This window comes from uncultured Oribacterium sp. (genome assembly GCF_902481605.1).
GTDB classification, from domain to species: Bacteria; Bacillota; Clostridia; order Lachnospirales; family Lachnospiraceae; genus Oribacterium; species Oribacterium sinus.
On the sequence record NZ_CABSXI010000030.1, the window covers coordinates 22,710 to 29,079 of the forward strand.

Annotated in this window: 6 protein-coding genes; 2 read left to right on the top strand and 4 right to left on the bottom strand. The window is 39.8% G+C overall.

The window, feature by feature from the left end:
• Positions 1-123: 123 nt before the first annotated feature.
• Positions 124-1,149: a DUF3137 domain-containing protein gene (locus RDQ32_RS06750; protein ID WP_308579620.1), complete on the top strand. Its 1,026-nt coding sequence runs from the start codon at positions 124-126 to the stop codon at positions 1,147-1,149.
• Between the two features lie 66 nt (positions 1,150-1,215).
• Here RDQ32_RS06750 and RDQ32_RS06755 read toward each other — a convergent pair whose 3' ends face one another.
• The 4 genes from RDQ32_RS06755 to RDQ32_RS06770 form a co-directional block, all read right to left on the bottom strand.
• The gene (locus tag RDQ32_RS06755; protein WP_308579621.1) at positions 1,216-1,932 is read right to left on the bottom strand and encodes an ABC transporter; all 717 of its coding nucleotides are present in this window, start codon (positions 1,930-1,932) and stop codon (positions 1,216-1,218) included.
• Positions 1,933-1,934: 2 nt separating this feature from the next.
• Positions 1,935-2,603 carry an ABC transporter ATP-binding protein gene (locus RDQ32_RS06760; RefSeq protein WP_308579622.1) on the bottom strand — a complete coding sequence of 223 codons (669 nt, stop codon included), beginning with the start codon at positions 2,601-2,603 and terminating at the stop codon, positions 1,935-1,937.
• A gap of 222 nt (positions 2,604-2,825) precedes the next feature.
• Complete coding sequence (locus RDQ32_RS06765) at positions 2,826-4,133, bottom strand: GHKL domain-containing protein (RefSeq protein WP_308579623.1); 1,308 nt, start codon at positions 4,131-4,133, stop codon at positions 2,826-2,828.
• A gap of 23 nt (positions 4,134-4,156) precedes the next feature.
• Positions 4,157-4,909: a response regulator transcription factor gene (locus RDQ32_RS06770; protein WP_308579624.1), complete on the bottom strand. Its 753-nt coding sequence runs from the start codon at positions 4,907-4,909 to the stop codon at positions 4,157-4,159.
• 512 nt (positions 4,910-5,421) lie between these two features.
• On the opposite strand from RDQ32_RS06770, the gene RDQ32_RS06775 reads away from it, so the two are divergent.
• Positions 5,422-6,282, top strand: coding sequence for a hypothetical protein (locus RDQ32_RS06775; RefSeq protein WP_308579625.1), 861 nt, complete (start codon positions 5,422-5,424; stop codon positions 6,280-6,282).
• The last annotated feature ends 88 nt before the right edge of the window (positions 6,283-6,370 follow it).

Sequence of the window (6,370 nt, forward strand, 5' to 3'; positions counted from 1 at the left end):
TGTTATACTTAAAAATCTCTAGAATAATTTATTTTTTACCATTACAATAAAAGTAATGGTAAAAAGAGAAGAATTCTTTATTTAAAGCATTTATGATACGAGTGGAAAGAAAGGAGATCAAAAATGGGTTTAAGTCAAGAAGAACTAAAGAAAATAAATGAGCTTCAGAATACGGCTCAGTTACAACATGGTTGGAAAGCCATACGAAATATCATCACTTGGAGGGAAAGAGTAAAAAAATATTTAATTCTAATTATGCTTCTGCCCTTTATCAGCTTGATTATCACTTATGGTTTAATGACCCTGGTAGATGAGGGTATCCTTCCCCGCAGCGATTTTATGCATGAGTTTTTGCGTCTACTCTCCTGTTTGGTTCTCTTTTCTTTGGCACTCTATTTCTTCACTGCCTTTTTTTATAGCTTTTTTGTTGACCGCTTGGATAGAAAGAAAAAGCGAAAGCTCCGCAGTCTTTACGAGCGAGAAATTCTTACACCGATCCTACAAGCTCTGTATCCTACAGCGGAAGTCGATACGGAACATCATATCTCCTTGAATAATATAGAAGAAGTCGTACCTTCTGCAGAACACTATATTCAATCCGGAATACTGGAACTCCATGATGAAAGAGATCTTGAAATAGTAGATTTATATGCATTCAGCGTCGAAAAAGGAGATAACGGTTACGATGATATTACCGACTTTCTCGGACAGGTTTATTCCATAAAGAACCCGCTCTCTTCAAAGGGAAAGTTATGGATTGTTCCGACAGAGCATTTCCTTAACTTTGAGACGGAAGACGGCTATCTTGGCACCACGCAGGACGGCAATAAAATCGACGTTGAAGATATACAGCATAACGAACACTACAACATTTACTGCACAGACGAACTATCTGCAAGGAAGTTCTTAAGCCCCACTGTTATCGAATGGTTTAACAGCATGACTTCCCGCCGCAAGCTTTCCTTTTACATAAACGAATCTCGCATATATTTTGCAAATTACAACGATAAGTACTTCTTCGACGCTCCTGACGACAAGAAAAAATTCATGGCATGGCGAATGGAAGACGCGGCAAGGAAGATAAGCTATGCCATGGACTTTGCAAACGAAGTAACGGAGATGCTACATAAGAACGAAGGATTGTCATAGGACTCCGCTTTTCTCTGCATAGATTTTCTTTCTTTGCATAGAATTTCTTTCTTTGCATAATATCTCTTATTTTGCCTTACTTAATTTCACCTTGGGAACAAGGAAGTACAGAGGAATGATATTCAGTACAAATGTTGTGATAAAGAGCAGCATATCCTTTAGCTGAATTCCATTTCCGGACAAGATTGCATTCATCATATTCGTGTAATAATAGCCCGGGAAAATCCTTTGTACTTTGGCAACAAGGGAAATAAATCCGCTTTCCGCTCCGAAGCTTGCGAAGGGCATAATGGTCAAAGCTGCCAGAATAATGACCGGAAATCCCACTGTATCGATGAGCTTGGCATCCAGTCTCACCCCAAGTACAAAGCCGATAATACTGAAGTAAATGCCCATGACGGTCAATAAGAAAAACTGAATGCCCAGCTTTCCGTTAATCGGGAATTTGGCAAATACTGCCGCAACGCACAAAACCACAACAAAAATCAAGGTATTTAACACGATTTGCACGAAGGTCTGGTCCAAAAGATAGTTTTTTATCCCGTAGTTGGAAAATCGGGATTCAAAGGAATAAAAACCGATGTCAGAGGAGATTCTTTTACTAAAGGTTGCCAGACTGTTTCCGATGATACCGATAAACACGGCAATCCCCAGCATAATATTCGGTAGCATATCCGCCTGAATATTGTATAAGAACATATACCAGGCCAGTGGAAGAAGAATCGTAAATAAGACAAATCTTCTGTTTCGTAACACCTGCTTTAATTGAATCATGCTAATCATTTTTAGGCCTCCTTTTCAACCTTTTCTCTATAAAACTCTTCAATCGTTTTTCCCTGCCGGTGAATCTCTTCTACGGATTCAGCTGCTGCAATTCGTCCATTCTTTAAGATCATCACCTTCGTAAAGAAGTGATCAATCTGGTTAAAATCATGGGTAACAATCACCGAAGTATATTTTTCCTTCTCTAGAAGCTTCCAAAACCGGTCTACGGATTCTAAGTCCATTCCGGTTGTTGGCTCATCCAGAAAAATCAGCTTCGGAGAATTTAAAATGCTGAGCAGTAAGGAAAGTCTTCTCTTTTGCCCTCCGGAAAGACCGCCCACATATTGCTTTTTAAAATCCTGCAAGGAAACTTTTTCCAAGGCTTTATCCACATCTATTGCAATTCGATTCATCGCACTTTTCAGCTGTACTAAATCCGAAACTGTCAAATCATCGATCAAAATATCGCCCTGGGGCATCATGCCGATTTCTGTCTGATAATCCAGTGCCGTCTTCACAGTACCGGAATTTGCCTCCAGCTGACCGGCAATGATTTTCATCAGCGTACTCTTTCCCGCTCCGTTATTCCCCAGTAAAGCGACCTTTTCTCCTTCTTCTATGGAGAAGGAAACCCCTTTTAATACCTCTTTATTTTTAAAGGACTTCTTGATTTCATCTACTCTAAACATCTCAGTGAACCTCCCTTTCTTTTTTGTTTACGAGGCTCATTATAGAATGTGTTTCGGAAGAGAAAATAAGCTTGTCGTGAATGGTACTTATTTTGTCGCGAACGGTATTTTTCCGAAAAAAACAGACTGAAAGAGGATCGTATAGCAGCAAAAAAAGTTTTTTGAAAGGAGTATCACTTAAAAGAACGCACAAAAATAGACCTTAGACAAGGCTTCCAAGGTCTATTTGCAAAACTGAATGGTTTGAGAAAAAAGATGATTGGCGCTGCGGGTACTGATTAGAGATTTCGGGTATTTTTCCAGAATCGTATGCACGTTATAAAGACCAAGTCCTCTGCCTTCCCCCTTAGAGGAATACCCCTTCTCGAAAATAGGAGAGAGCTCCAGTTTTTCCGCCTTTGTGCTGTTTTCCACCACCAAAATGAGCATTCTCTCCTCACGAATCAAGGCGATAGCGATTTTCGGTGCTTCGGCAGTAAGACATCCCTCTATGGCATTGTCACAAAGAATAGAAAGAATCTTGATGAAATCCAGCAACTCGATTTGAAAATCATAAATCTCTTCTTCTATCTCTACAGAAGTCTCTATCCCCTTACTCTGGGCCTCCAGGAGCTTCACGGATAAGACACTTTTTACCGCATCATTTTCAATCCGGCTTAATTTTGCAAGGTCAAATTTACTGCTATAAAAGGGCTTTCCGCTGTCCTTAAGAACCGTATTGTAAATGTTTTCAATGCTGTCAAAGTCTTTCCGCTCAATTCCCAGCTTCAAGCTGGTTAAGATATTCATATAGTCATGGCGAAAACTGCGAATCTCTCCGTATAACTCCTCCACATGATGACTGTATTCGGAAAGTGCCTTTAACTCACTATCCTTTTGCTCCAGAACTTCCGCTTCCAGTCTTTCCTTGGAAACGGCATTGATATATAAAAGCACCACGAAAAAGATAATGATATAGAGATTATTCAGCTGTCCCCGAAGGCTGTCCGCCCAAGAAAATCTGTCACGCAGCATCAAAAAGGCCGTAATCAAAACAGTGTAAACCATCATCGAGAGATTGATCGGCAGTAAAAATCGGCGAAAAAAACCACGCGCAAAGCCTGCCTTCAGCTCCTGAAAATTGATTTTCAGGGACTTTATAATAACAAGATAGAGGGGGAAAACCAGAAGTTCAATCAGAAGATCATATCCGCCGATACTCGCCTCATTATAAACGGAAATGCCAAAGAACGGAAAAACATAGAAGGCCAGCAGCTTTCCCAGCAGACTTTCTAAAACAATAGGATAAAGGCCGTAAAAAAGCTTCAGCCCTCCGTCTTTCTCCCGATTTCGATAGAAGCTGTACAGCACGAAACTCACAAAATACCCAAAGAAAGCAAGCGGTGGAAAAAAGAAAAACAACAGCTCAAAAAGAACCGGAACAAGAAGAAAAGACCAAAGAGGCATATTTTCATCGCTAATCTGACGATAGAATAGCATCACATTGACGATTTTCACATATTCAATTGTCAGATTGATCATAGATTCCATACATTCTCCTCTCTGAAAATATTTTACTGCTTCATCGACTTCATCCGTTCCAGAAGTCCTCTATACTTCATACGGGAAATCAGACAGCTCTCCTGATTCTCGAATATCGCCATTTTCTCCTCTTTATCAATCTTCACAATGTTCTCCGGATTGACCACAAAGGAGCGGTGGCATTGGTACAGTCTGGAATCCGCCTTTTCCAGGTCGGAAAGACCTGCATAGAACTCAATTCTTTCCTCCTTGGTATGTAAAATCACCTTATGGACGGTAGGCGAAGACTCAAAATACAAAATTTTATGAAAAGGAACCTGCACTCTGGCCATGGCCGTTTCAAAACTGAAAGAATCCTCCGATACAGTAGCGCCAAGTTTTTCCAACGTGTACAAAATAGCCGACTCCACACGCTCGGAAAAATGTTCCTCATCCAAAGCTTTGTCAATAAAGTCCAGTGCCGAAACCTTATAGCGAAAGGTAATCGGCATAAATTCCGAATGAGTTGTCACAAATACGATAGTGGCATTGGGATCCCTGCTTCGAATTTCTTTCGCAATATCCAGCCCCTTCTTTTCCTCTCCTCTAATCTCAATATCCAGAAAGAAAAGCTGATGAGAACCTCTTTCCGTAATTGCATTAAGAAGCTGCCCGGCATTTCCAAAGATTTCCGGTGCCTTACAAGATAAGCTTTTCCTACTAATCAGCTCCTTAATCACCTTTTCAATGCGGGATTGTTGTATTCTTTCATCCTCTAAAATAAAGATTTTCAGCAAGTCTCTCACTCCTATTAAAAACTTTCGTAGTCAAAAAAATCCGCTATTTCCCTCAAGCTGCCTCTAAACTCTACAAAAATAATCGGTTTATTTTACCATGATTCGCCTGAAATAGAGTAAGTTTTTCATTGCGTGCTTAGTATTTTTTTCTTTTGAACTTTGTGGTTTTTCACTGTTCGATTCGCTCTTTTTTCGTTGAGGGATTCCTATTTTTTCATTTTACGCTTCGCAGTTTATTTCTTTCGTCCACATCATAAAAATGTTATACTGTTTTCGTTAACAGATGCTAAATGCCAAGGCTTCTCTTCGCTTACGACACTACTTAAGAAAAATACTCTATAGGAAAGGAGAAAGAAAAAGTGGATTCTTTTCGATTTGCATTATCTTTCGCTCTTATTGTATGCCTTTCTTTTCTCCTTACCTTTTATATTTATTTTCGGCTTTTATACGGCGTAAAGAAAAACCGGGAAGTCCCTCGGTGGATTTATAAATTCGGGCAGGCTTTTCAGGGAAGAGTGCATGTGAAGTATGAAAATGCAACTACTTCCACCGCTCTTCGAGATGCCAACATTTTCCTTTTTTTCTGGCTTCTTTCCAATGTTCTAAGCTTTGCTTTTTTGTATTACAAAAGCGGAAACTACTATGCAGCTGTCTATCAATGTTGTAAGCTACAGTTCCTTATTGTGCTTTTAGCCATGATACTTCATTCCCTCTTTCAGTTTTTTATAATGACTTTTCATTCTTCCAGGGAAGCCCGTCGTTGGTATTCCACAACCAATGCACTTTCTTGGGTAGCCTTCTTCTCCGGCTCCCTTTTGGCTTCCTTTGTCTCTACCATGGGGTTTCCGGAAAGCCCCCTAACCGCACAAATTGACGTAACGAAACTGATTGTCGGCAGCACAAAGGCCTCTTCGCTTATCGATGCAGGATTTTCTTTTGCAGGGAAAAGCGCTGAAAGTATAGTCACCAACAAAAGAAATGACCCCTTTTATTACGGTGAATATCTGGAAATTACAAAGGACGGAAAATCCTACGGTTTTATGAGTGTGACCCCTACCTGGAAGGACGAGGATGCATTAAAGAATTGTACTATTACCTATTATGAAATCCCCGGAGATTGCGCCCAATTAGCAGAAATCCAATTTAACCGGGTAAACTTAACCGCACTCTCCCTTTCCGACTTTCAAACCAAAAAAATCACGGATATTTTCTCTTTAAAACCCGCTAACTATAAAGAAATTCAGAATGAGAGCTATTATGCTTTGACTATGCAAACAAAAGACTATGCATTATGGAAAAACTATAGTCTTTATGCATATTTTGATACAAATGGCGTTGTATTCTACTACGGAATCCGCGCTCAACAATCGATTTGGGAATGATTCTATCAGTAAAGGATAATGAAAATGAACTTTTTTAACTTTGAATTCTTTTTCGGCCTTATTGTTTGCCTCTCTTTTATTCTCACCT